Source organism: Methylobacterium sp. J-077, assembly GCF_022829365.1.
Lineage (GTDB): Bacteria > Pseudomonadota > Alphaproteobacteria > Rhizobiales > Beijerinckiaceae > Methylobacterium.
In genome coordinates this window covers 1-809 of the sequence record NZ_JAKSYJ010000252.1, presented here as the reverse complement: position 1 = coordinate 809, position 809 = coordinate 1, and the positions used below count along the sequence as shown (strand labels likewise).

Here is an 809-nt window from a genome sequence, read left to right as displayed (position 1 = left end):
TCGCGCCTGCCGGGCGCTCGGTCAGCATCGCTCGACACAGCGCAAGGTGCCGCGGGGGCGCGACGACGAAGAGGCGCTGACGGCCGACCTCATCGCGCTGGCGGAGCGGTACGGTCGCTACGGCTACCGGAAGATCAGCGCACTGCTGAAGGCGGCCGGGTGGTTCGTCAACGACAAGCGTGTCGAGCGCATCTGGCGGCGTGAGGGCCTGAAGGTCCCGGCCAAGCAGCCCAAACGAGGGCGGATCTGGGAGACCGACGGCTCCTGTATCCGTCTTCGCCCGGAATACCGCAATCACGTGTGGGCGTATGACTTCGTCGAGGCGCGCACGCATGATGGACGTAAGTTCCGGATGCTCAACGTCGTCGACGAGTTCACACATGAATGCTTGGCGATCCGGGTCGCCCGCAAGCTCAAAGCGGTCGATGTGATCGACGTGCTCTCGGATCTGTTCATCCTGCGTGGCGTGCCGGGCCATATCCGTTCGGATAACGGGCCGGAGCTCGTCGCGAAGGCTGTCCAAGCTTGGATCACCGGCGTCGGAGCCACGACGGCTTACATCACTCCGGGCTCACCGTGGGAGAATGGCTCCGTCGAAAGCTTCAACGCGCGCCTTCGCGACGAACTGCTCAACGGTGAGATCTTCTACACACTCAAGGAGGCGCAGGTCGTGATCGAAAGCTGGAGACGTCACTACAACACCGTACGCCCGCACGCCTCACTGGGATACCGGCCGCCGGCACCAGAGGTGTTCATGCCAGCCTTCACCGCTTGGCCGGCTGCGCTCGCCCGACCAGCTCCACCGGCCA

The 809-nt window shown here is 64.6% G+C and carries 1 protein-coding gene; it reads left to right on the top strand.

Annotated features, from left to right (window positions below; all coding sequences use genetic code 11):
* Positions 1-809 (top strand): IS3 family transposase (locus tag MKL11_RS33670; RefSeq protein ID WP_243951187.1); only part of this gene is annotated, 809 nt, incomplete at both ends.